Below are 23,186 nucleotides of genomic sequence, written 5' to 3'. Positions count from 1 at the left end.
CGAGGCGGCAACCGCCCTCAGAGCGGGCGCGGTGCCGCTCCGCCGCGCTTGAGCACCAGGGTCGCCCAGCCTTCGATCAGGCCATGCCGGGCCAGGTGGAAGCCGCGATGACGATAGGTCGAGAGAACGCCGGGCACGTCGCGTTCGATCAGCCCCGAGAGGATGAGCACGCCGTGGTCGGCCACCGTCGCGGTGAGGGTCGGTGCGAGGCGCTTCAGGGGCCGGGCGAGGATGTTGGCGAAGACTACATCGAAGCGGCGGCTACGGTCGGCGCTCGCATGGCGCACGCCGGGTCCGACATAGAGCCGGACGAGGCCGCCGAGACCGTTCAAACGGGCATTGCCCTTGGCGGTGGAGACCGCCTCGGGGTCGAGGTCGCCGGCATGGACCGGCTGGTGCAGGGCCTTGGCCGCCGCGAAGGCGAGGATGCCGGTGCCCGTGCCCACATCGAGCACATGCGCCGGTCGGCCTTTCTTCATGACATCGACCAGGGCCTTGAGGCAGCCCAGCGTCGTGCCGTGATGCCCGGTGCCGAACGCGAGAGCCGCCTCGATCTCTATGGCGAGGTCGTTCGGACGTATCGTGTGGCGGTCATGCGAGCCATGGACGAGAAACCGCCCGGCGCGGACCGGATTCAGCCCCTCCAGGGAAGCTCGAACCCAATCCTGCTGGTCGATCGTCTCGAAGATGGCGGCGTCCGCCTGTTCGCCCACAAGGGGGCGAATCAGGTCGCGGACCATCTCCTCGTCCGGCGCATCGGCGAAATAGGCCTCCAGCCGCCAGGTCTTGCCATCCTCCGCCTCGAAAGCGGCGACGGCCGTCTCCGTCGGGTCGAACATCTCGCCCAGGATATCGGTCATGGCCCGCGCCGACCTCTCGTCGGTGAGGAGGCGCAGCACGTGGGTCGGACGGTTGGGGTGAAGGCCTTCGAGCATGAAAGGGGCTCTAGCATCCGTGAGGATTCCCCGCCACCGTCGCGGAACCGTGCGCCGCGATCGGCGTTTTCCTGCGCTTCTCCTGTCGTCCCCGTGGCGTTCGAGGGTGCGGTGTTGAGTACGAACCAGAAGAAAAACATGACCCGGGCCCCCGTGGCCATCGTCGGCAAGAGGACCGCCAGGCGTCTCCGTCGCAACGGAACGTCGGGTCTCCTGGATTCCGAGCCGAATTTCGAGCCTGTCCCGGGCTCGATGCTGGTGCTTCTCAGCCGGCTGCATCGCGCCGAGCGTCAGGCAGCGAGTGAGGACGACGTTTCGAAGCCCTGATCCTAGACAGGATTCCGTGCTATCGACGCCTCCGGCGGATGAGGGAGCGCGCGTCGTCATGATCCAGTGCAGAGGCCCTCGGTTCCCTGGAAGCCGGCGCTGATCCGTCGCCGGTGATCGCTCTGACACCCGACGAATGGACAGCCATCGGCCTCAGCCTGCGGGTCGCTGCCGTGGCCACGCTGGCGAGTTTGATCCCCGGTCTCTTCGTCGCCATGCTTCTGGCGCGTGGGCGTTTTCCCGGCCGCGCCCTGCTCGATGGCCTCGTCCACCTTCCCCTGATCCTGCCGCCTGTGGTGACGGGATATCTTTTGCTCCTGTCGTTCGGGCGGCGCGGCACCTTCGGTGCGGCGCTCGCCGAGGTCGGGATCGTGTTCTCGTTCCGCTGGACCGGAGCAGCCCTGGCCTGCGCGATCATGGGGTTCCCCCTCATGGTCCGGGCCATGCGCTTGTCCATCGAAGCGGTGGACCGACGCCTCGAACAGGCGGCCGCCACGCTCGGAGCACGGCCGAGCGCGGTTTTCCTCACCGTCACCCTTCCGCTCGCCATGCCGGGGATTCTCGCCGGGGCGGTGCTGGCTTTCGCCAAGGCGATGGGCGAGTTCGGTGCCACCATCACCTTCGTCTCGAACATCCCCGGCGAGACCCAGACACTGCCATCCGCGATCTACAGTCTGACACAGGTGCCGGGCGGGGAGGCGGGTGCTTTGCGCCTCACCCTGATCTCGGTGGCCCTGTCGATGACGGCTCTTCTCGTGTCCGAGCTGCTGGCCCGCCGCCTCGCCCGCCGCCTTGGAACCGGGTGAGGCCCCCTATGTCCGCGACGCTCGATATCGACGTCTCGCTGAACCGGGGTGCCTTCAGCCTCGAAGTCGCGTTCGCCGCCGGCCCTGGCCTGACCGCCCTGTTCGGTCGCTCGGGCTCGGGCAAAACCACGGTGATCGATCTCATCGCCGGGTTGGCACGACCGGATCGGGGTCGCATCGCGGTGACCGGTGAGACGCTGCTCGACACGGAGCGCGGCATCGCCGTGCCGGTTCATCGCCGGCGTATCGGCGTGGTGTTCCAGCAGGCGCGGCTGATGCCGCATCTCTCGGTACGCCGGAACCTCGGCTATGGCCGAGCCTTCGCCCGCGGCCGCAGCGACGGCATCGCCTTCGAGGGCGTCGTCGACCTGCTGGGGCTTGGCCATCTGCTCGAACGGCGACCGGCGGGTCTCTCGGGTGGTGAAGCGCAAAGAGTAGCGATCGGCCGGGCCCTGCTCAGCCGGCCCCGGCTCCTGCTCATGGACGAGCCCCTCGCTGCCCTCGATGAGGGCCGCAAGGCGGAGATCCTTCCCTATATCGAGCGCCTGCGCGACGAGGCCGGCTTGCCCATCGTCTATGTCAGCCACGCGGTCTCGGAGGTGGCGCGACTGGCGCGCACCGTCGTGGTGCTCGAAGCGGGTCGCGTCGCTGCCGTTGGAGCGGCCGATACCGTCCTTCGGCGGGCCGATCTTCTCGCAACGCAGGAGGCCGAAGCCGGTGCGATCCTCGACATGATCGTGGAGGAGACGGATTCCGAGACTGGCCTGACCCGTCTGAGCGGACGCGTCGGTCGCCTTTGGGTTCCCCGCTTGCTACGAAGCATCGGCACAGCCGTCCGCATCCGCGTGCCGGCGCGGGACGTTCTCCTCGCGACGCAAGCCCCTGTCGGCTTGAGCGCGCGCAATATTCTGGAAGGGCATGTCGTCTCGATCCATGCCTTCGGGGAAGCGGCCGCCATGGTTCAGATCGATTGCCACGGCGTGCTGCTCGCCGCCCGCCTGACCCGCGCCTCGGTGCGCGATCTCGCCCTTGCGCCCGGCCGCGCCGTCTATGCCGTGGTGAAAAGCATCGCTTTCGATCCCCAGGGGGTGGGGACGGCCGGGCCCGCGCCGGTGGAGATCTGATGGCGGGCTGGTAGGATCGTTAAAATTTCATGCTTTCTCTGAACGACTTCTTTGCCGTTCTGTTGAACAGCGGTGAGTAACCGGCCCATCTTAAGAAGCGATTCATCCTCGCCATCGTTTTTGGTTGCATGACACGACCACCTTCGAAAGGGCGTGCAATGACGATCCTGAGTATTTCTTCGGTGTCGACGGCTCCCGTCGCTCCAAATAATCCATCCGTGAATTCACCGACGCCGGTGCCCAAGGCTGCGCCCGTGACGCGCGTCGCCACGCCTCTGGACCCGCCTGTGAAGTTCGATGTTCGCCGGGACGAAACACCCGCCGCCGATGAACCGGCGTCCAAGTCGGATATTGGGCTGCCCACCGCAGATGAGCGTCGGGTCATCGTGGATCAGGACACCAAGAGCATCGTGTATCAGGTAGTGGACCCGGATTCCGGCGACGTGGTCGTGCAACTGCCCGAGGCCACTCTCCTGAGAGCGCGCGCCTATGCGGAGGCGACGGCGAATCGGGCCAGCGCCTTCCGGGCGACGGAAGACGAGCAGCCCGTGGATCGGACCGCCTGATCAGGGCCGACGCATCGCCCCATTCATCGATAGGAAACACGTAAGGCTGGAGCGAAGGCTCCGGCCTTTTGGTACTTGCGCAGGACGCCCAACTCAGGCTCGCTGAGCCTGTGGACGATCGAAACGGCTCCGCTTCGGCCGAGACGAACCCGGTCTCCCAAATGGATGCATTCGGGCGGTGTGAGCGTCACAAGGCGCGGCGGGCTCGCCGCTCGAGCCCGCACTTATCCGGGCTCCGCCGACCTTGTAGCGAGGCACGTTCCGCTGCGACGCCAGCGATGGGCGTTCGCTTCGCGTCGTGAGTGCCCAGCGAGGTGTCAGGTCCGTAGGCCGGCCGCGATCTGGTGGTTGATGTTGATGAGTGCCGTCAGTTTTTCGGCCTTGGGTTCGATCATCGTGTCGATCATGCGCTTGAACACGAAGGTCGAGAGTTCGGCGATGCTCGTCTTGATCGAATCCGGCAACGGATTCTCCGGTTCGGTTGCGGAGCCGGCGATGATGGTCCAGACTTTCTGGTTGAAGTTCAAGGCATCGTTCAAAGCCGGGCGCTGATTGTCCCAATCCGCCTGAATTGCCTGGAGCCTACCTGCCGCCTTGATAAGGACAGCTGCCTCGGCGCCGCGAGGCGTCAACGCGGTCTGCGCGACCCGCGCATAGGCACTGGCTCCATAGGACATGATCGCTCCTTCTCCCGACGCGGCCATGCCGATTCGTGCCGCTCGAATCAGACCGTAGTCGAGGTAAGGTTAAAAGACGGTAAGGCGGCGGGATCGCCCCAATCATGCCGGGAAGCTGGGGGAGGACGGAGCGACGGGGCAGCGACCCTGATCAATCCGGCGGGATCAACCTATATCGATGGCGTGCATTGCAACACATAGTCACCGAGATCCGGCTTTTTGCAACGCATCCGTCAGGTTTTGCGAGCATCCTGGAGATGGGCCGAGTCGGGCCCCCGACGGGTACGCCCCTTCACTGACATGATGAATTTTCTGCTCGGTACGCTCGCCGGAGGTCTCATCGCCGGAATCGTGACCATCGTCGCCGTGCGTCATCCGGAGGTACAGACCAAGCTCGGTCTTCATCCAGTCTCGTCGGCGCTTCTGCTCCCCGCTGCACCGCCGCGGATCGAGCCTCCCTGCAGTCTGGTCCCGGCTCGTCCCCAGGGCGACCAGAGCGTCGGCAACGCGGACATGCTGTTCTCCCGGCGACGGTTCTGGTTCGTCGCCCCGTAGCCGCGGCGCTCGATCAGAGGCTGCTGAGCAGGAACATCACCATCGTCGTGGCGACCGTCGTCGAGAGGAAGCCGCACAAGGCTGCGGCGAAGGACGGACCGGTTGCAGCCGTATGCGTAGCCTGGGACGAAAGCAGGGAGAGATCGCTATGCTGGGCGGATGCGTTCATGGGGTTGGCCTCCCGACGGACAAGTCCTCCGTCGTTCCTTGATCTGTGATGTGAACGGAAAAGCGTGGCTGTGCGTGGCCGCACCGGGTCAGCACGTGCGGAAAATATCCACATATGTGAAAGTGTTGTCAGATACTGATCTTCGGTAGCGCGTGGCCGGGAGGAAGTATCGGCATCCCGGCCGCAGAGTTCAGTCGCAGCGATTGACAGATTTTGCTGCGCGCAACGCCCGCGTTTCGCTGCGTAGGTCGATGGCGACGATGCCGGCACCGCAATCCTCGAACGCGTCCTTGGCCTCCTCGTAGCGATCGCCCACTTCATCGAGTGTTTCGCAGACCCGGTCGCGATTACCGAGCCGCGCTTCTTCACGGGCCTGATAGCGAAGGGCTGCGGCTTCCTGGACCTTCCGTTCACCCTGGAGGCATGACGGCGCCGCCAGGGTCGGAGTGATCATGCACAGCACGAAGCCAAATGCGGCGATGGGCGTTGCAGGAGCGAAGCGCATGGGGAAATCCAATTGTGCGTCTCGTTGAAGGCGGATGTCCGTCTTTCGAGTTCAGTGCCAGAGCAAGGTTAGCGCCAAAGACACATCCCTATCGTCCAGTCTGCGTCACAAACGGCGAACTCACGGCGAAGGTTCCGCAGGTTTCCTGCGTCTGCGAGAAACCAGAATTTCGTCGAGTCGCACCGGGGCGCAGGCATGAACGTCGACCCCGACATCGTACTGGCGCGGGGCCTGCGCGAGCTTGCCGTGCGAATGTCCGTGTAGGTTGAGTGCGCCCCGCCCGATGCCGTTCCAGGTTCGGAACGCATAATGGCAGAGCACGAGCCGGCGTCCGTCCACGTCGATCTCGGCATAATGGCCCACCGAGGCCCAGGCTTGCAGCGCCAGCGTGCCGGGCCCGTCATTGTTGCCGATGATGAGGTGCTTCACGCCGTTGAGGGCGCCGACGATCTCGGCGATGCGCGCGTCGGAGGGGCCAACCGCCACGTCGCCGAGATGCCAGACCGTGTCGTCGGGTGCGATCCTCTCGTTCCAGTTGGCGATCAACCCGGCATCATGGGCCGCGAGGTCCGGATAAGGGCGGCGGTCGATATTCAGCGCACGCCGGTCGCCGAAATGCGTATCGCTGGTGAACCAGACCGCCACCGCCCCTCCCGGCTCAGCCGCCTGGCCGGAAGCGCATGGGGACGGTGACGGCGAGGCTGCTCACGGTGACGCCAGGAGGAGCCGCCGGCAGCGATCCGCGCACGGCGGCAAGCGCCGCCCCGTCGATGACGCTGATGCCGCTGCTGCTAGCCAGCCCGGCACTGAGCACCTGACCCGACCGCGAGACGGTGAAGCGCACCACGGCGGTACCGCCCGCCGTCCCCGCCGCCGCGTTACGGTTCATGCGCCCATTGATGGCCGAGGCGAGGGCTCCCTGCCATTGACGCAGGGCGCTGGGATCGTTGCCGGAGGCGGATGAGCCCGTGCTCGCCTGCCTCGCGGACGAGGCCGAGCTGCTCGGACCGCCCTCCTGAGCGGCGCGTCGGCTGGTCTCACGCGCAGCCCTGAGCTTGGCCTCCTTGGCCGCCTTCAGCTTTGCTTCGCGAATGGCCTCGCGCTTGGCTTCCAGTTCTTCCCGACGCTTCGCCTCGATCTTGGGATCGGGCTTCGGCTTCGGTTTGACGATCTCGACGGGCTTGGGCGGCTTCACCGGCTCGGGCGGCTTGGCCACGACGGGCGGCGGGGGAGCGAGGGGCTCGGCCACTTCGGCGGTGGAAGTCACGACCTGCTCCTCCGGCGGCACCTCCGTAATCGTGTCGGGCGTGACGATGGGCTGAGTCTCTTCGGGTGGAACTTCCGCAGTCTCGGGCGGCGTCACCTCCGCCATCTCCGGCGGCTGCACCTCTTCGACGACGTCCGGCGTCTCGACGGGGGATTCTTCCGCCGGGGGAGGCACCGCCTCCGTCATGGCGGGGGCGGACGGGGCTTCGGCCTCGGTCGATTGCGGCGCCAGATCGATGGTGATCGTGTTCTCGCCGGGTGGCGCCTTGGGCGGCTGGCCGAACAGCATCATGCCCGCCAGAACCGTCAGGTGCAGGACGAAGGCCACGAGGAAGGCCGCAGCGAGGCCCGTGGGACCTCGCTGTCCGGGCTCACGTGTCGAGACGAGGGCGTTCATCGGGTCTACCGCGTCGCTCCGCTCGCCGCAGGGGCCGCCGGAAGCGCTCCGCCCGGGGATTGCGCGATGAGGGACACCTTGGTGAAGCCGGCCTGGCCGACGAGGCCCATCACTTCCATGATCTTGCCGTAGGGCACGTCCTTGTCGCCGCGTACCAGCATGACCTGGGACGGGTCTTCCGCCGCCAGCGCCTTCAGGCGCGGCATGATCGTCTCCGCTGTCAGCTCGTCCTTGGCGAGGAATGGCTTGCCTTCCTTGTCGATGGAGATTTCCAGAGGCTTCTTCGCCTGTGCGACCTTGGCGGCGGTGGTCTTAGGCAATTGCACCGGCACGCCCGTCGTCATCAGCGGCGCCGCGACCATGAAGATGATCAGCAGCACCAGCATCACGTCCACCATCGGGGTGACGTTGATCTCAGACATCGGCGCGGAATCGAGGTCATCCTCGTCATCGCCGCCGCCGCTGGCGCGGACCGAACCCATACCCATCGTTTAGCCCTCCGGGGCTTCGGCGGCCGGCTCGATGGCCCGCCGCATGTCGTCATCGTGCCGTCGCGTCCGCGCCGGCCATGGAATGTTCGTTGCGTGGGAGACGCCGCGCTACTCGGCGGCCGCGGCGTGCGGCACGCTCTTGCGGTCCCGCGCGAGGCGGTTGCCGAGGGTACCGATGCTGGCGACGAAGGCGGATTGCACCCGGCCGAGATCGTTCGTGAGCTTGTTGTAGGCCATCACCGCCGGGATCGCGACGATGAGGCCGATCGCCGTGGCGAAGAGGGCCTCGGCGATGCCGGGGGCCACCACGGCGAGCGAGGTGTCCTGGCTCTGGGCGATGGACGAGAACGAGTTCATGATGCCCCAGACCGTGCCGAAGAGACCGATGAAGGGGGCGGTGGAACCGGAGGTCGCCAGGAGCGGCAGGCCCGTCTGAAGGCGCTTGACCCGCAGCGTCAGGGCGGCCCGCATGGCGCGCTCGATGCGTTCGCGCCGCTCGGCGCGGGTCTCGGTGGCGTCCTGGTCACGCCAGGCTTCGAGCCCGGCCTGCACGATACCGGCATCGATACCCGATCCCGTCGTTTCGAGGGAGCCGCCCGAGCGCACCAGCGTGTCGAAGGCCTTGGCCTGACGCTTGGCGGCGGCGAAACGCACCAGCTTCTCGAACACCACCGTCCAACAGGCGATCGAGGCGATCACCAGTAGAATCATGACGCTTTTGACGATCGGGTCTGCCTGAAGGAACAGGCCGATGAAGGAAAAGTCGTGGGCGACAGCGGCCGGCGCGGAAGTCGGATCCATGGCGGGCTCCTCGGGGTTCGTTGGGTGGTGGCGATCGCCGAGGGGCGACCGGATCGGCAATCAGAAGGTCGGCGTGTCAGCCCGTGGGATCAGCGCGTGAAGCTCGCGCTCGTCTTGCTCTCGGTCTCGATCCGGTCGAGGCATGTCTCGCGGCTGGCCTCGCCGCCTTCGCAGGCGAGCACGTCGTTCAGGAGGACGCGGCCGATCTTCGGGCAGGAAAGGGCCGGGAAATCGAACAGCCGCACCATGGTCTTTCGGTCCTGAATGGGGCCGAGTTCGACGGCGAGGCGCTTCTGCGCGACGCCTTCCGTATCGAACGCGAAGAGGTCGAGCTTGAGGGATTTCAGCGCGGGGCCGCGGCTGTTGTCCACGAGGAGATAGGTGCGGCACGCCTCGCCCGCCGGCTCGAGACGGTTGAGCTCGAGCTTCAGGGGGCTGGGTTTCGCATCCTGGGCGACGGCGGGCGCGCCCCATCCCACCGAAAGGGCAGCAGCGATCAGCGCGGCGCCAATGGCACGGCCGGCCGGGAAGGATGGGAATTCGGTCACGCAGTGCGCCTCGTTCATAACGGTCCGATTCTCCTCGGTTACGGCAGTCCCAAGTCGCATGCCCAAGTTGCGTGTCCAGGTCACCTGCCCAGGTCGCCTGCGTCGACGCGCCTTCGCGAACGGCAATCGCAGAGACCCCCAAGGGGATCGTCTTCGGCGGTTCCTCTGGCGTTGAGCGCGACGCTCGCGGTGCGGTGCCGCTCCAACCTGACGCATGACGCCCGGCGCTCGCACCGCCGCATCGTTCGACGTGGCGCGGAGTATCCGAGTTGTCCCTGTAAGATCAAGCTTTGCGCTGAAAATCAGAGCAGTTCCAAACTGTTACTGCGACGCTCGGCGCAGCGAAGGGATTGCCTAATGCTCCCATGTCTATTGCTTGATCATCCCAGGTTTCCCTTTTTGACGACATCCACAGCCTCTTCCTGTCCGCTCCGCTGATCTTCAGGCTCGACATTTCCGTGCGGTCAGGGAGGCGAGTCGACGCGAGGACCGGTCTGAGAGCGGTGCCCTTGATGCCGCTTTTCCACATCTCCATATCGCGGTGACCGGCAGACGACCGCCGGGAGGAGTGCTGCTTCAGGCGGGCTCCGACAGATCGAAGTGCCTCATCTATCGACCCCGGGGCTTCGCCAAGGACTAGATCACGTGACCACACGGCCTTCACCGTTCGGACATCCGTTTCTTCTCGGCTTCGACGAAATCGAACAGGCCCTCGACCGCGTGTCGAAGGCGGCCAATGACGGGTATCCGCCCTACAATATCGAGCGGGTGGCCCGTTCCGACGATCAACCGGAGCGGCTGCGGATCACTCTCGCGGTGGCCGGGTTCACCCGGGACCAGCTCGACGTGATGCTGGAGGAGAACCAACTCGTGGTGCGAGGGCGGCAAGTCGACGACAAGGCGCGGCAATTCCTGCACCGAGGCATCGCCGCGCGTCAGTTCCAGCGTGCGTTTCTTCTCGCCGACGGCATGGAGGTGATGGGCGCGGACCTTTCGAACGGGCTCCTGTCCATCGATCTGACCCGCCCCGAGCCGGAGCGGATCGTCCGCAAGATCACCATCGCGTCGCGCGACGAGGTCTGAGGGCACACTGAGTTTTCACCCGGATACGGGCCGAACGCGGCGCCGATCCTATACGCTCTGCCTCGAAAGGAGGGCATCATGACCGATTTCAATGCGAACCCGATCACCCAGGCCGATCTCGACCCGGCCGAATTCAACGCTGCCGATCTCGCCGCCCTCGGCGAAGGCCACATTGCCTATGTGCGCCCGATCCGTTCCGATGAGGTGAAGCGGCTGTTCCCGCAGGCTCCCGAACTGTCGCCGGGCCTCGACCTGTTCGCCCTGCTCTCGGCCAGCGGGGCTCCGATCCTCCTCGCCGATTCGCGGGATGCGATCGTCGCCAACGCCATGGCCAACGACCTTTTCGCCGTCAGCCTCCACTGAGGCGCAAGGGGGCGCTCAGGCGATCTCGGCCACCGCTGCCGTCAGTCGGGCTAGATCCTGCGGACGAGACAGCCGGTGGTCACCATCGGCGATGAGGGTGAGGACTGTGCCGGCGGCTGGCAGCCGGCCCACCGTCGCGATCGCGTGTTCGTAAGGCACATCCTGGTCCTTCATGCCCTGCAGGATGTGGATGGGGCAGCCCGGATCGATCGGCGCATCGAGCAGCAGGTGCCGGCGTCCGTCCTCGATCAGCGACATGGTGGTGGGGACCGGGTCGGGCCCGTATTCCGTCGCCCGCCACCAGACGCCGTCCCGTTCCATCGTCGCGCGGATCTCCGGCGGGAAACGCTCCCACATCAGCGTCTCGGTGAAATCGACGGCCGGTGCGATCAACACCATTCCGGCCGGTGCGGCGTCGCCGCGCGAGGCTCGGGCTCGCGCGACCAGACAGGCGATCCAGCCCCCCATCGACGAACCGATGAGGATCGGTGGCCTCGTCACGGTCGCGTCCAGCACCGCCATGGCGTCTTCCAGCCATGTGGAGATGGTCGAGGCGGCGAACTCGCCTTCCGATTCTCCATGTCCGGTATAGTCGAACCGGATGAGGGCGCGGCCCTGGTCCCGCGCCCAAGCGTCGAGGACTGTCGCCTTGGTCGCCCCCATGTCAGATCGGAATCCCCCGAGCCAGACGAGCGGAGGCCCGTCCCCCTCGCGGATCCGTATCGCGATGCGGCGCGCGGCGTCTCCCTCTCCAACCGAGATGAAGATCGGGTTCTGGCGGGTCGCGAAATCCATGCTTCATCCGTAATCCGAAGAAAACGAGAATTGAATGCCTCGGAGTCGCTTTTCGTTTACCGAGACGTAAAGCGTGCCCCCGATGCTGGAGACCATGATCGAGACACGAGACGAATACCGGGCCTGCGCCGAAAACCAATGTCCGTCGTGTCTCCGGTTCCGAAAAGGATCACCGGAGTGAACGGCGGCGAGCGGTCGGGCGCAGGCTTTCCCGGTGACATCCAGCCTCTGGCGGGCGCAACGATCCTGCAGATCATTCCTGCCCTCGATGCCGGCGGCGCGGAGCGTACGACGGTGGATGTAGCAGCGGCATTGGCCGCCGTCGGGGCCCGTGCCCTGGTGGCGACGGAAGGCGGGCGGCTCGTCGGCGAGATGCAGGCCAAGGGTGGAACCTGGCTTCCCTTTCCGGCTGCCTCCAAGAATCCCCTCGCCATGGCCGTGAATATCGGCCGCCTCGCCAGCCTGTGTCGGCGCGAGGGAGTTCAGATCGTCCATGCCCGCTCACGTGCGCCCGCCTGGGTGGCGCTCGGGGCGGTACGACGGCTGAAGATCCCCTACGTGACCACCTATCACGGCAGTTATTCCGGCCGGACCGGGGTGAAGGTGCTCTACAATTCGGTCATGGCGCGGGGCGACGTGGTCATCGCCAATTCCCACTACACCGCCGACCTCATCCGGATGCTTCATCCCGAGCAGGCCGGTGACCGCGTGCGGGTCGTCCATCGCGGTACCGACCTCGCCCAGTTCTCGCCCGGCGCCGTGGCACCGGCGCGCGTCGAGGCCCTGCGCCGATCCTGGGGGGTCGCCCCGCACCAGCGCGTTGTTCTTCTCGCCGCCCGGCTGACGGCCTGGAAGGGCCAGCGCGTGCTGATCGAAGCGGCGGCCGTCCTGCGGGACCGGGGTGTCGCCGATGTCGCGTTCATCCTGGCCGGAGACCCGCAGGGTCGCTCTGCCTACGAACGTGAGCTCGATGCGCTGATCGAGGCCCGCGGGCTCCGCGATATCGTGCTGCGGGTCGGTCATTGCACCGACATGCCGGCCGCCTTCCGGGCGGCCTCGGTGGTGGCCGTCCCCTCCGTAGAGCCCGAGGCATTCGGGCGTTCGGCCGTGGAGGCCCAGGCCCTCGGAACTCCAGTGGTGGTCTCGGACCTCGGCGCGGTGCCCGAAACGGTGCTCGCCCCGCCGGAAGTGCCCGCCGCGCAGCGCACCGGCTGGCGCGTGCCTCCAGGCGACGCACCGGCCCTGGCAGAGGCCTTGCTCGAGGCGCTGAATCTCGGGGCCAGCGCGCGGGACGCCATGACCCGCCGGGGACGTGCGCATGTGGAGGCGCATTTCTCCCTCGACGGCATGGTGGGCGCCACCTTGGACATCTATGCGGAGCTCCTCGCGGGCCGCGCGCGATGATGCCGTATCGACGGGTTCGTGAACCAAAGCGGTTCGAGCCTGTTGACACGAGACGCAGTTCGGACATGGTGTCCGCAACCGGATTGCCGGAGCGATTGGTGGCCAGGTCTAGCCCTCGGGGCGATGTCCGCAGGCTGCCGTTTCGTCGTTCACGAGGAGATTGAAGCCATTCGTAGACCAATGAGAGCCATGCCGGCCCCGCAGAAGGACGGGCCGCGCGCCAACAGGGACATCCGTGGCGTCCGCGAAGTGCAGCTCATCGATGATACCGGGCAGAACCGCGGTGTCGTCGCCTTCTTCGACGCGTTGGCCCTCGCCGAAGAGGCGGGCCTCGATCTCGTGGAGATCGCGCCGAACTCCGTTCCTCCCGTCTGTAAGCTGCTCGATTACGGCCGCTTCCGCTTCAACGAACAGAAGAAGCAGAACGAGGCCCGTAAGAAGCAGAAGACGGTCGAGGTCAAGGAGATCAAGCTCCGCCCCGGCATCGACAAGCACGATTACGACACCAAGATGAAGGCCGTCATCCGGTTCTTCGAGGAAGGCGACAAGGTGAAGGTCACCCTGCGCTTCCGCGGCCGTGAGATGGCTCACCAGGATATCGGTCTGCGCCTGCTGGAGCGGGTGAAGAACGAGACCCAGGAAATCGCCAAGGTGGAAAGCGAGCCGATGCTCGAAGGCCGCCAGATGATCATGATCCTGGCGCCGCGCTGAGACGCTTTCCATCCCTTCACTGGACTTGAGAACATTGAAAGCCGCTTCCCGATCCGGGAAGCGGCTTTTTTATCGCCTCGCGACCACTCACGGTATCCCGTGATTCGGCACGGCTTTGCATCCGCGGAGAGGGGAGGGGCGGCGTGTGAACCGCCCCCGAGGGTTACTTCACCACCGACACCTGCGCGTCGCCGACACGCCTGAGCACGTTGACCGTGACATCGCTGCCGTAGCGCTGGACACGCAGGTCGATCCGCGATTCGCCGAGCTTGAGGTTGAAGATCGAGACTCCTTCGAGGAAGTCCGGCAGGGTGGGGTTGCGGAGCCGGATGCGGTTGCGGTCGTGCTGGATCTCCAAGCCGATACAGGCGGAGAGGAAGGCGAAGGGTGCCGCCGCCGCCCAGGCCTGCGGCGAGCAGGCGACCGGATAGGAGACTGGTCCGCGCTGGTTGCGCCGCATGAAGCCGCAGAACAGCTCCGGCAGGCGCTTCTGGTCCTGGTAGAGCGCGGTATCGAACATGCCCTGGAAAATGCGCGACGCTTCGGGCTTCAGGTCGTAGCGAGCGAGGCCCATCGCCACCATGGCGTTGTCGTGCGGCCAGATCGAGCCGTTATGATACGACATCGGATTATAGCGGGCCTCGCCACGCGCGATGGTCCGCACGCCCCAACCGTTGAACCCGTCCTTCGACAGGAGATTGGCAGCGACGCTCGCGGCCCGCTCCGGCAGGGCGATGCCGGTGAAGAGGGCGTGGCCGGCATTGGACGAGCGCACGGCGCATTGCTTCTTCGCCCCGTCGAGGGCCAGCGCGTAGGTGCCGATCTCCTCGCACCAGAAAGCCCTGTCGAAATTCTCACGGAGCAAGCGGGCCTCGTCTCCGAGACGGGCCGCGAACTCGTCATGGCCGAGCAGAGTCGCGAGTTTGGCCATGCCATTCTTGGCGGCATAGACGTAACCCTGGACCTCGCACAGAGCGATCGGCCCCTTCGCGAGCTGTCCGTCGGTGTGGAAGATCGAATCGTGGCTGTCTTTCCAGCCCTGGTTCTCCAGGCCCTTGTCGGTGTCGCGGGCGTATTCGACGAAGCCGTCGCCGTCCCGGTCGCCGTACTTGTTCATCCATTCGACGGCGAGTTCGAGGGCCGGCCAGATCCGCGCAATGGTCTCCCGGTCGCCGGTGACGGCATAATACTCATAGGCCAGCATGACGAAGAGCGGCGTGCCGTCGATCGTGCCGTAATAGTGGCGGAACGGCACCTCGCCGAGCATCGCCATCTCGCCGCGCCGGGTCTCGTGCAGCACCTTGCCGGGCTGGGCGTCGGCGGCCGGGTCCACGGCCTTCGCCTGGGTCGAAGCCAGGTAACGCAGGACGCCCCTGGCGAAATTCGGGTCGATCCAGAGGGCCATCATCGCTGTGATGATGCCGTCGCGTCCGAACACGGTGGAATACCAGGGGATACCGGCGAAGGGGTAGATCCCCTCGGGCGTGCGGCTCGCCAGCATGTAGAGGTCGGCCGTGGCGCGGCAAGCCGCCTCGTTGAACTGGTCGTTCGACGAGATGATCGTGGTGATGCCGGCGGTGAGTTGGCGCAGGTCCCGCCGCGCGTCGCGATAGGCGCGGGCGAAAATCACGCCTTCGCCGAGGCCCTTCGGGTGACGTGCTCCGGCTCCGCTGCCCGCCGCCTGCGACAGACCGGCAGCTGCATCCTCGCCCACCTTTTCGGCGGCCGGGGCACTGGTGAAGGCGCGGTGCGATTCGCAGACCACGCGGATGAACAGCGACGTCCGGCCGCCAGGGGGCAGCGAGACTTCGAACTCGGCCCGGCCCGGCTCGATATGTTTCGGTTTCGGCCCGAAATGCAGGCTCGTGGTGCGGACCACCTCATCGAGACCGACATAGCGGAACTGGACCTCGGTCTCGCTCGCCACCTGGACGCTACGCTTGCCCCGGATGGGACGGTCCATTCCGCGCACCTCGAACAGGTCACGGTAATCGGCGTCGAAGGTGATGCCGATCTTCAGCTTCCAATGCCGAGAATCGTAATTGCGCAGGCCGATCCGGTCGTAGCAGGCCCCCTTGAACAGGAACTTGGTACGCTCGATCGCGATCAATTCGCGCGGAATCGTGGTCTCGTCGTGAGCGTCGATGCGGATGTCGGGCGTCGTCATGTCGACGCTCAGCGCACCGTTATCGTCCTGCATCACCGAGGACAGGAGCAGCGGCCGCTGCTCCTCGATGGTGAAACCGAGGCGCGAGAGGTAGCGCGTATCCTGGAAATACAGGCCTTCCGGCCCAGGCAGCACGCCGATATCGCCGTAACTGTCGAGGACGGCGAAGGCCTCACCGTACTTCAGTGAGCGCAAGGGACGCTCCACCAGCGAGGTCTGCGCCTCGATATGATATTGCGGCAGCACCGCGTCGGCATCCTGGAAGCCTTGCCCCAGGCCATTCGCGCTGGAACCGTCCTGTGTCGTCGCCGTGGAAGTGTTCGCCGCCATGCCTGAACGTCTCCGGGAAGTGGGCTGCCGGACCTGCAGCATCGAGGCGAAGCCATACCCGGCCCGATGCCGCAGATCATTGTTTAAGTTCGGACTCGCATGAAACGCGGCCATGCGTTTCGGCCCGATGCGCTCGATCGTAGCCCGCGAATCAAAAGGCCGCCGATCGCGACCAGGCGACTCGGCGGCCTTCTGGAACCGGTCTCGGCGGATCCGCTCGAAGCGGCACCGATACGGGGAAGGTTAGCAAGGCTGATGCCCGATGACATCAGCCTTTCGCTAGAGATTTTCAGGCGGGCATCGCCGCGGCTGAGAGCGAGGGGCGGGCCGAACCGTTCAAGTCGCCATAATGCGGGGTGAAGGCACCCGCATGCGGCATCGTGATCACGTTGGGCTGACCCGCGATCAACTGCTCGTAGACCGCCACGTACTTCTTCACCATGCACTCGGCGGTGAACTGGGTTTCGAAGTGGCGACGGACACCGGCGCGGCTCATGGTCTTCACCTTGTGCACGGCCGCGATGGCATCATCCATCGTGTCGCAAAGGACACCGCTGACGCCGTCGGCGATGACTTCGGGAACCGAGCCGTTGCGGAACGCGATGACCGGCGTACCTGCTGACATCGCCTCGATCATGACGAGGCCGAAAGGCTCCGGCCAGTCGATCGGGAAGGCCAGCGCCAGCGCGTTGCCGAGGAAGTCCTTCTTCTGTTCTTCGTTGATCTCGCCGATGAACTCGACGAGCGGGTGATGGATCATCGGCTCGATGACCTCATCCCAGTAATCCTGATCCGCCTTATCGACCTTCGCGGCGATCTTGAGCTTCACGCCGGACTGGATCGCCATCTGAATCGCGCGGTCGGGGCGCTTCTCCGGAGAGATGCGACCGAGGAAGGCGAGATAGCCACCTTTGGCGTCCGGGTAATACGGGCAGTTCTCGGCCGGCAGGCCGTGATGGATCGTCGACTGCCAGTTCGAGTTGGAGGGCATCGGTTCACGCTGATTGTCGGAAATCGACACCAGCGGCATGCCCGTGAAGGTACGGTAGACCGGCATGAAATCAGGCACGTCGAGGCGACCATGCATGGTCGTCACGCACTTATGGTAAAGATCTTCGAACATCGGATACTGAAGCAGATCGATGTGAAAGTGCAGCACGTCGAATTCGTGGGCCCGCTTGTGCACGTTGTGCAGCATGGCGAGATGGCTTGCGGTATGGTCCCGATAGCCGAGAAGGCGAAGGCCCTCCGGCGTGCAGGCCGCCAGCTTGGCCGACGTCTCGGAATCACCGCTGGCGAACAGCGTGACGTCATGGCCCTGGCGGACGAGTTCTTCCGTGATCCACGATACGACGCGCTCGGTGCCGCCATAGAACTTGGGAGGCACGGCCTCCGAGAGCGGAGCAATCTGGGCAATGCGCACGAAACGTCTCCTGTAAGGTCGAATGTTGCGACGACCTAACGCCAACCGGCCTGAGTGGGACATGAACGGAACTCACGGCCAAGGTTATGGTTCCGAGCGCTTGCCGAGCGCCATGTTTACCTTTGCGTTAACCTTGGATGTCCCCGGTATCCTCGTTTCCACCCGGCCCATCGACCCGGTCCGGCGAGGCGCGGCGCCATGCAGGAAGCCGGCCAGAATTGCCGGTCGGTGGGCCCGGTGAGGACCATCTTGGAGGGGCCTGCGCGGATCGGTCGTGTTGAAGGATGCGATCCTTGGCATACCTCCGTGTCATGCCTGGATTTGTGCGACGCAGGACGCCCTTGTTTCGCTCAAGGGGGTCGTCTAAGCCTCGCGCCTGCGCAGTCTGGCATTGGAGCAATTCCATACCATCCCGGCGCTCGCGAGGCGTTTCGCTCGCCACGAACACGAGAGGTGTCGCATGACAGGCCTGTTGGCGGATTATCTGCCCCTCATCGTCTTCATCGGCGTGTCGCTCTTCATTGCGGTGGCGTTGCTCGTGGCTCCCTTTCTCGTGGCCTATAACAGCCCCGATCCGGAGAAGCTTTCGGCCTACGAGTGTGGCTTTAATGCCTTCGATGACGCCCGCATGAAGTTCGACGTGCGGTTCTACCTCGTTGCTATTCTTTTCATCATCTTCGACCTGGAAGTGGCATTCTTGTTCCCCTGGGCGATCACCTTCGGGGAGCTCGGCTGGTTCGGGATGTGGTCGATGATGGCCTTCCTCGGCGTGCTCACGGTCGGGTTCGTCTACGAGTGGCGCAAGGGCGCCCTCGAATGGGACTAACTATCCCGTCGACCTGACAATCGCATTGCCCGAAGCCTGATCCCGAGAAACCGATGGCCTTCAGCCCCGATATCACCCGGATCCCTGCCGTTGCACCGGCACCGAAAGGGATCATCGACCCGAATACCGGTCGCCCTATCGGCGCCGACGATCCGACCTTTCTGTCGATCAACAGCGAACTCGCCGACCGTGGTTTCCTGATCACCTCGACGGACGACCTCATCAATTGGGCCAGGACCGGCTCGTTGATGTGGATGACATTCGGCCTCGCCTGTTGCGCCGTCGAGATGATGCAGATGTCGATGCCGCGGTATGATTGTGAGCGCTTCGGCTTCGCTCCGCGCGGTTCGCCCCGGCAATCCGACGTGATGATCGTTGCCGGCACGCTGACCAACAAGATGGCTCCGGCCCTGCGCAAGGTCTACGACCAGATGCCCGAGCCCCGCTACGTGATCTCCATGGGCTCCTGCGCCAATGGCGGCGGCTACTATCACTATTCCTATTCGGTGGTGCGCGGCTGCGACCGGGTGGTGCCGGTGGACATCTACGTGCCTGGCTGCCCGCCCACGGCGGAGGCGCTACTCTACGGAGTGCTTCTGCTCCAGAAGAAGATCCGCCGTACCGGCACGATCGAGCGCTGAGGATCCGCGATGAGCAACGGCATCTCGATCCTCGCGCATACGGCCGCCCCCGCCGACGGTTCGCTCCAGGCGCTCAGCGACCATGTGGGCGCGGCCCTCGGGCCGGCCATCGTCTCGCGCGCCATCGCCTTCGGTGAGCTGACGTTGAACGTTCAGGCGAGCGATATCGTCTATGCGCTCACCTATCTGCGCGATGACCCGACCTGCGCGTTCCGCTGCTTCATCGATATCTGCGGCGTTGATTATCCCAACCGGGCCAAGCGCTTCGACGTGGTCTACCACCTGCTCTCACTGCGCCATAACAGCCGCATCCGGGTGAAGGTGCAGGCCGACGACCAGACCGCCGTACCCTCCGTCATCGAGGTGTTCCCGGCGGCAAACTGGTTCGAGCGCGAAGCCTACGACCTGTATGGAATCCTGTTTTCGGGACATCCGGACCTGCGCCGGTTGCTCACTGATTACGGTTTCGAGGGCCACCCCCTGCGCAAGGACTTCCCGCTCACCGGCTTCGTCGAGGTCCGCTACGACCAGGACGAGGCCCGTGTCGTGTACGAGCCGGTGAAGCTGACCCAGGAATTCCGGAACTTCGACTTCCTCTCGCCGTGGGAGGGCACCGAATACGTGCTCCCGGGCGATGAGAAAAAGTCGGCTTGAGCAGCGGAGCGAGGCCATGACCGAGCACAATATCCGCAATTTCGCGATCAATTTCGGGCCGCAGCACCCGGCGGCACACGGCGTTCTGCGTCTCGTGCTGGAACTCGACGGCGAAATCGTCGAACGCGTCGACCCGCATATCGGCCTGCTCCATCGCGGCACCGAGAAGCTGATCGAGCACAAGACCTACCTGCAGGCGACGCCGTATTTCGACCGGCTCGACTATGTCTCGCCGATGAACCAGGAGCATGCCTTCTGTCTCGGCATCGAGAAGTTGCTCGGGCTCCAGGTGCCGCGCCGGGCTCAGCTGATCCGCACGCTGTTCTGCGAGATCGGTCGCATCCTGTCTCATCTCCTCAACGTCACCACGCAGGCCATGGATGTGGGCGCACTGACGCCGCCGCTCTGGGGCTTCGAGGAGCGTGAGAAGCTGATGATCTTCTACGAGCGCGCGTCGGGTGCTCGTCTCCATGCCAATTACTTCCGGCCCGGCGGCGTGCACCAGGACCTGCCGCCCGCGCTGATCGACGATATCGAAGCCTTCATCGACCCGTTCCTGCAGGTGGTCGACGATCTCGACGACCTCGTCATGTCGAACCGCATCTTCAAGCAGCGCAACGTCGATATCGGCATCGTCACCGTGGACGAGGCCATGGCCTGGGGGTTCTCGGGCGTGATGGTGCGCGGCTCCGGCATCCCGTGGGACCTGCGTAAGTCGCAACCCTATGAATGCTACGAGGAGATGGAATTCGACGTCCCCGTGGGAAGGAACGGCGACACCTACGATCGGCAGGTCATCCGCATGGAAGAAATGCGCGAATCGGCCAAGATCATGCGCCAGTGCTGCATCAAGCTGCGCGAGCCGGCGGGAATGGGGGCGATCGCCGCCACGGACGGCAAATTCGCACCGCCGCCGCGCCGGGAAATGAAGCGCTCGATGGAAGCGCTGATTCATCATTTCAAGCTCTACACCGAGGGCTTCCACGTGCCGGCCGGCGAAGTCTACGCCGCCGTCGAAGCGCCCAAGGGCGAGTTCGGCGTCTATCTCGTGGCCGACGGCACCAACAAGCCCTACCGCTGCAAGATCCGCGCTCCGGGTTTCGCCCATCTCCAGGCCATGGACTGGATGTGCCGCGGCCACATGCTGGCCGACGTGTCCTGCGTGCTCGGCACGCTCGACATCGTGTTCGGCGAGGTGGACCGGTGACGGTATTCGAGGTTTCGCACTGATGGCCAATCGCAGACTCGCCCCCGCTTCCGAGCAGCCGGCCAGCTTCGCTTTCTCGCCCGAGAACGCCGAATGGGCCAAAGGGCAGATCGAGAAGTATCCCGAAGGCCGTCAGGCCTCCGCGGTGATCCCGCTGCTGTGGAAGGCGCAGGAGCAGAATGGCGGCTGGCTTCCGCAGAAGGCCATCGAGGCGGTGGCCGCCGAACTCGGCATGCCGCATATCCGCGTGCTCGAAGTCGCGACTTTCTACACGATGTTCGCCCTTGAGCCGGTGGGCCGGTTCTGGATCCAGCTCTGCGGCACGGTGCCGTGCGATTCCTGCGGTGCGCGCGAATTGAAGGGCTATCTGCAGGAGCGCCTCGGCGCACCCGGCCATGTCAGCGCAGACGGCAATTTCTCCTGGCTCGAAGTCGAGTGTCTCGGCGCCTGCTGCAACGCGCCCATGGCCCAGATCAATCAGGATTACTACGAAGACCTGACGCCCGAGCTCCTCGGCAAACTGATGGACGACCTCGCGGCTGGACGCCCGGTCAAGATCGGTTCGCAGGTCGGGCGCACGTCATCCGAGCCGATGGGCGGGGCCGACACGCTGAGCGACGAGACCTTGTTCGACGGGTCGCGCGTGGGCGCATGGCGGAAGCGGTTCGAAGATCAGGCCGCGAAATCCGACGATGCAGTTGGCAAGTCCGAAGCTGTCTCGTCCGAGCAGCGCGCGGCGTCGGACCCGAAGCCGGCCAAGCCCGATTCGGGCCGCGCCGTGGAGGAGCCGCCGACCGACGCCCCAGCTCAGCGTAACGCATCCGGCGAGACGCCGGTGAAGCCGGGCGACAAGGCCGATGCGGCCGACCCGAAGGAATCGACGGCCCAGCCGAACAAGCCGGCTCCGTCCGCGCCCGAGACGATCGCCGAGGCCGAGGCCGCTGGAGCCGAGGCGGGGACGCAATCCGATCTGCCACGCGATGAACCGCCGCCGCAGCCGGTCGCCTCCGGCGCGAGCGCGGACGAATCGTCACCGAAACCGACCGAACCGAAGACGCCGTCCGCCAACGCGAAGGAGATCTGACATGCTCTCCGATCAGGATCGCATCTTCACCAATCTGTACGGTCTGCATTCGCCCGGTCTGGAAGAGGCCAGGAAGCGCGGCGCGTGGGACGGCACCAAGTTCCTGCTGGAAATGGGCCGCGACTGGATCATCGACGAGATGAAGGCGTCCGGGCTGCGCGGGCGCGGCGGTGCCGGCTTCCCGACGGGCCTGAAATGGTCCTTCATGCCCAAGAAGTCAGATGGGCGTCCGCACTACCTCGTGGTCAATGCCGACGAATCCGAGCCGGGGACCTGCAAGGACCGGGAGATCATGCGGCACGATCCGCATCTCCTGATCGAGGGCTGCATGCTGGCCTCGTTCTCGATGGCCGCCCATGCCTGCTACATCTACATCCGTGGCGAGTACGTTGCCGAGAAGCACGCCTTGCAGAAGGCGGTCGACGAAGCTTACGCCGCTCGTCTCGTCGGCAAGGACAATGTCCACGGCTACCCGTTCGACATCTACGTCCATCACGGTGCCGGCGCCTACATTTGCGGCGAGGAAACCGCCCTGCTGGAAAGCCTCGAAGGCAAGAAGGGCATGCCGCGGCTGAAGCCGCCTTTCCCCGCCAATATGGGCCTCTACGGCTGTCCCACCACGGTGAACAACGTCGAGTCGATCGCGGTGGCGGGGACTATCCTGCGCCGTGGCGGGGCCTGGTTCGCCGGGTTGGGGGGCAAGAACAACACCGGCACCAAGCTGTTCTGCGTATCGGGCCACGTCAACAAGCCGTGCAACGTCGAGGAAGAACTCGGCATCACCTTCCGCGAGCTGATCGACAAGCATTGCGGTGGCATGCGCGGCGGCTGGGACAACCTGCTCTGCTCCATCCCCGGCGGCTCTTCGGTGCCCCTGGTGCCGGCCGAGCAGATCATCGACGCCAAGATGGACTTCGACACCCTGAAGAATCTCGGCTCCGGTCTTGGCACGGCGGCGGTCATCGTCCTCGACCGCTCCACCGACATCGTGTCGGCGATTGCCCGCATTGCCTATTTCTACAAGCACGAATCCTGTGGCCAGTGCACGCCTTGCCGCGAGGGCACGGGCTGGATGTGGCGTGTGATGCTGCGCATGGCCGAAGGCCGCGCCCAGCGCCGCGAGATCGACATGCTGCTCGACGTGACGAAGCAGATCGAGGGCCACACGATCTGCGCGCTCGGCGACGCGGCGGCCTGGCCGATCCAGGGCCTCATCCGCCATTTCCGTCCCGAGATCGAGAAGCGCATCGACCGCTACAGCGCCAACCCGCACAGCGATCCTGTGCGGATCGCCGCGGAGTGATCGCCATGTCGTTCGGACCGAAATTCGT

27 protein-coding genes are annotated in these 23,186 nt (G+C 65.3%); 15 read left to right on the top strand and 12 right to left on the bottom strand.

What is annotated here, in order from left to right; all coding sequences use genetic code 11:
* Positions 1-17: 17 nt before the first annotated feature.
* Complete coding sequence (locus RQI43_RS19385; RefSeq protein WP_311276267.1) at positions 18-935, bottom strand: 50S ribosomal protein L11 methyltransferase; 918 nt, start codon at positions 933-935, stop codon at positions 18-20.
* Positions 936-1,073: 138 nt separating this feature from the next.
* Between RQI43_RS19385 and RQI43_RS19380 the strand changes: the two genes are divergently transcribed.
* The 4 genes from RQI43_RS19380 to RQI43_RS19365 all read left to right on the top strand — a co-directional run bounded on the left by RQI43_RS19380 (position 1,074) and on the right by RQI43_RS19365 (position 3,758).
* Complete coding sequence (locus RQI43_RS19380; protein WP_056434417.1) at positions 1,074-1,262, top strand: hypothetical protein; 189 nt, start codon at positions 1,074-1,076, stop codon at positions 1,260-1,262.
* A gap of 113 nt (positions 1,263-1,375) precedes the next feature.
* Positions 1,376-2,068: a molybdate ABC transporter permease subunit gene (modB, locus tag RQI43_RS19375; RefSeq protein WP_207412243.1), complete on the top strand. Its 693-nt coding sequence runs from the start codon at positions 1,376-1,378 to the stop codon at positions 2,066-2,068.
* Positions 2,069-2,076: 8 nt separating this feature from the next.
* Positions 2,077-3,192, top strand: a complete 1,116-nt coding sequence (modC, locus tag RQI43_RS19370) for a molybdenum ABC transporter ATP-binding protein (protein ID WP_311276266.1) — start codon at positions 2,077-2,079, stop codon at positions 3,190-3,192.
* 254 nt (positions 3,193-3,446) lie between these two features.
* Positions 3,447-3,758 (top strand): hypothetical protein, encoded by a 312-nt coding sequence (locus tag RQI43_RS19365; RefSeq protein WP_311276265.1) that lies wholly within the window; start codon positions 3,447-3,449, stop codon positions 3,756-3,758.
* Positions 3,759-4,075: 317 nt separating this feature from the next.
* Here RQI43_RS19365 and flaF read toward each other — a convergent pair whose 3' ends face one another.
* Complete coding sequence (gene flaF / locus RQI43_RS19360) at positions 4,076-4,435, bottom strand: flagellar biosynthesis regulator FlaF (protein ID WP_311276264.1); 360 nt, start codon at positions 4,433-4,435, stop codon at positions 4,076-4,078.
* A gap of 300 nt (positions 4,436-4,735) precedes the next feature.
* Here flaF and RQI43_RS19355 point away from each other — a divergent pair, with 300 nt between their 5' ends.
* Positions 4,736-4,990, top strand: a complete 255-nt coding sequence (locus RQI43_RS19355; RefSeq protein ID WP_207412247.1) for a hypothetical protein — start codon at positions 4,736-4,738, stop codon at positions 4,988-4,990.
* Positions 4,991-5,003: 13 nt separating this feature from the next.
* Here RQI43_RS19355 and RQI43_RS19350 read toward each other — a convergent pair whose 3' ends face one another.
* From RQI43_RS19350 to RQI43_RS19320, 7 genes are all read right to left on the bottom strand, one after another.
* Positions 5,004-5,159 (bottom strand): hypothetical protein, encoded by a 156-nt coding sequence (locus RQI43_RS19350; protein ID WP_200919252.1) that lies wholly within the window; start codon positions 5,157-5,159, stop codon positions 5,004-5,006.
* Positions 5,160-5,349: 190 nt separating this feature from the next.
* Positions 5,350-5,613 (bottom strand): hypothetical protein, encoded by a 264-nt coding sequence (locus RQI43_RS19345; protein WP_246747951.1) that lies wholly within the window; start codon positions 5,611-5,613, stop codon positions 5,350-5,352.
* 171 nt (positions 5,614-5,784) lie between these two features.
* Positions 5,785-6,309 carry a metallophosphoesterase family protein gene (locus tag RQI43_RS19340; RefSeq protein ID WP_311276263.1) on the bottom strand — a complete coding sequence of 175 codons (525 nt, stop codon included), beginning with the start codon at positions 6,307-6,309 and terminating at the stop codon, positions 5,785-5,787.
* 13 nt (positions 6,310-6,322) lie between these two features.
* Positions 6,323-7,327 carry a TonB family protein gene (locus RQI43_RS19335; RefSeq protein ID WP_311276262.1) on the bottom strand — a complete coding sequence of 335 codons (1,005 nt, stop codon included), beginning with the start codon at positions 7,325-7,327 and terminating at the stop codon, positions 6,323-6,325.
* Between the two features lie 5 nt (positions 7,328-7,332).
* Positions 7,333-7,815: a protein TolR gene (gene tolR / locus RQI43_RS19330; protein ID WP_056434403.1), complete on the bottom strand. Its 483-nt coding sequence runs from the start codon at positions 7,813-7,815 to the stop codon at positions 7,333-7,335.
* A 111-nt stretch (positions 7,816-7,926) separates the two neighbouring features.
* Entirely contained in the window at positions 7,927-8,619 is a 693-nt protein-coding gene (locus RQI43_RS19325) for a MotA/TolQ/ExbB proton channel family protein (protein ID WP_056434401.1), read from the bottom strand.
* A gap of 89 nt (positions 8,620-8,708) precedes the next feature.
* On the bottom strand, positions 8,709-9,185 hold the full coding sequence (locus RQI43_RS19320) for a hypothetical protein (RefSeq protein ID WP_056434399.1): 477 nt from the start codon (positions 9,183-9,185) through the stop codon (positions 8,709-8,711).
* Between the two features lie 627 nt (positions 9,186-9,812).
* Here RQI43_RS19320 and RQI43_RS19315 point away from each other — a divergent pair.
* Together RQI43_RS19315 and RQI43_RS19310 are read left to right on the top strand one after the other, a co-directional pair.
* Positions 9,813-10,250 (top strand): Hsp20 family protein, encoded by a 438-nt coding sequence (locus tag RQI43_RS19315; RefSeq protein WP_207412252.1) that lies wholly within the window; start codon positions 9,813-9,815, stop codon positions 10,248-10,250.
* Positions 10,251-10,328: 78 nt separating this feature from the next.
* Positions 10,329-10,613: a DUF1150 domain-containing protein gene (locus RQI43_RS19310; protein ID WP_056434395.1), complete on the top strand. Its 285-nt coding sequence runs from the start codon at positions 10,329-10,331 to the stop codon at positions 10,611-10,613.
* Positions 10,614-10,628: 15 nt separating this feature from the next.
* On the opposite strand, the gene RQI43_RS19305 is transcribed toward RQI43_RS19310, so the two are convergent.
* Positions 10,629-11,408, bottom strand: a complete 780-nt coding sequence (locus tag RQI43_RS19305) for an alpha/beta hydrolase (RefSeq protein ID WP_311276261.1) — start codon at positions 11,406-11,408, stop codon at positions 10,629-10,631.
* A gap of 177 nt (positions 11,409-11,585) precedes the next feature.
* Between RQI43_RS19305 and RQI43_RS19300 the strand changes: the two genes are divergently transcribed.
* Together RQI43_RS19300 and infC are read left to right on the top strand one after the other, a co-directional pair.
* On the top strand, positions 11,586-12,812 hold the full coding sequence (locus tag RQI43_RS19300; RefSeq protein WP_207412290.1) for a glycosyltransferase: 1,227 nt from the start codon (positions 11,586-11,588) through the stop codon (positions 12,810-12,812).
* Between the two features lie 189 nt (positions 12,813-13,001).
* Positions 13,002-13,523, top strand: coding sequence for a translation initiation factor IF-3 (gene infC / locus RQI43_RS19295; RefSeq protein ID WP_018042013.1), 522 nt, complete (start codon positions 13,002-13,004; stop codon positions 13,521-13,523).
* Positions 13,524-13,686: 163 nt separating this feature from the next.
* On the opposite strand, the gene RQI43_RS19290 is transcribed toward infC, so the two are convergent.
* Both RQI43_RS19290 and RQI43_RS19285 read right to left on the bottom strand, forming a co-directional pair.
* Positions 13,687-16,020, bottom strand: a complete 2,334-nt coding sequence (locus RQI43_RS19290; protein ID WP_311276260.1) for a glycogen debranching N-terminal domain-containing protein — start codon at positions 16,018-16,020, stop codon at positions 13,687-13,689.
* Positions 16,021-16,309: 289 nt separating this feature from the next.
* On the bottom strand, positions 16,310-17,443 hold the full coding sequence (locus RQI43_RS19285; protein WP_056434388.1) for a glycosyltransferase family 4 protein: 1,134 nt from the start codon (positions 17,441-17,443) through the stop codon (positions 16,310-16,312).
* Positions 17,444-17,903: 460 nt separating this feature from the next.
* On the opposite strand from RQI43_RS19285, the gene RQI43_RS19280 reads away from it, so the two are divergent.
* From RQI43_RS19280 to nuoF, 6 genes are read left to right on the top strand one after another with little or no spacing between them, the layout of a single operon-like run.
* Positions 17,904-18,269 (top strand): NADH-quinone oxidoreductase subunit A, encoded by a 366-nt coding sequence (locus tag RQI43_RS19280; protein WP_056434386.1) that lies wholly within the window; start codon positions 17,904-17,906, stop codon positions 18,267-18,269.
* 53 nt (positions 18,270-18,322) lie between these two features.
* The gene (locus RQI43_RS19275) at positions 18,323-18,910 is read left to right on the top strand and encodes an NADH-quinone oxidoreductase subunit B family protein (RefSeq protein WP_019906836.1); all 588 of its coding nucleotides are present in this window, start codon (positions 18,323-18,325) and stop codon (positions 18,908-18,910) included.
* A 9-nt stretch (positions 18,911-18,919) separates the two neighbouring features.
* Entirely contained in the window at positions 18,920-19,564 is a 645-nt protein-coding gene (locus RQI43_RS19270) for an NADH-quinone oxidoreductase subunit C (protein WP_056434384.1), read from the top strand.
* A 16-nt stretch (positions 19,565-19,580) separates the two neighbouring features.
* Positions 19,581-20,771 carry an NADH-quinone oxidoreductase subunit D gene (locus RQI43_RS19265; protein WP_056434382.1) on the top strand — a complete coding sequence of 397 codons (1,191 nt, stop codon included), beginning with the start codon at positions 19,581-19,583 and terminating at the stop codon, positions 20,769-20,771.
* Positions 20,772-20,793: 22 nt separating this feature from the next.
* Entirely contained in the window at positions 20,794-21,855 is a 1,062-nt protein-coding gene (gene nuoE / locus RQI43_RS19260) for an NADH-quinone oxidoreductase subunit NuoE (RefSeq protein WP_311276259.1), read from the top strand.
* Position 21,856: 1 nt separating this feature from the next.
* A complete protein-coding gene (nuoF, locus tag RQI43_RS19255; RefSeq protein ID WP_056434378.1) occupies positions 21,857-23,158 on the top strand; it encodes an NADH-quinone oxidoreductase subunit NuoF in 1,302 nt (433 codons plus the stop codon).
* The last annotated feature ends 28 nt before the right edge of the window (positions 23,159-23,186 follow it).

The sequence above is a fragment of the Methylobacterium sp. WCS2018Hpa-22 genome (assembly GCF_031843785.1).
In the GTDB taxonomy this organism is placed as follows: Bacteria; Pseudomonadota; Alphaproteobacteria; order Rhizobiales; family Beijerinckiaceae; genus Methylobacterium.
Note: the sequence above shows the minus strand (reverse complement) of the source record. Positions and strands in the feature narration are given on the sequence as shown.